The organism is Pseudarthrobacter sp. B4EP4b (assembly GCF_006680095.1).
GTDB lineage: Bacteria > Actinomycetota > Actinomycetes > Actinomycetales > Micrococcaceae > Arthrobacter.
Map to the genome: position 1 here is coordinate 1 of NZ_VHIJ01000118.1, position 284 is coordinate 284.

A 284-nucleotide genomic window follows, 5' to 3' on the forward strand; every position below is an offset into this window, starting at 1 on the left:
GGGTAGCTCTCGTCCACCATGGCCCGGAGCCTGCGGAGGAATTCGTGGGTGGCGGGCAGGGTCTCGCAGTTGGTGCCGTCCTCCTCAAAGAGATACGGGATGGCGTCGGCACGGAGCCCGTCGATGCCCTGGTCCAGCCAGAACCGCACCACGTCGAACAGGGCCTCGATCACCTTGGGGTTCTCGAAGTTCAGATCGGGCTGGAGGCTGAAGAACCGGTGCCAGAAAAACTGCCGCCGGATGGGGTCGAACGTCCAGTTCGATTCCTCGGTGTCCACAAAAAT

Annotated in this window: 1 protein-coding gene; it reads right to left on the reverse strand. The window is 62.3% G+C overall.

The window, feature by feature from the left end; translation table 11 throughout:
* Positions 1-284: alpha-amylase family glycosyl hydrolase (locus FNL14_RS23140; protein WP_255470979.1), on the reverse strand; the 284-nt coding region annotated here is incomplete at both ends.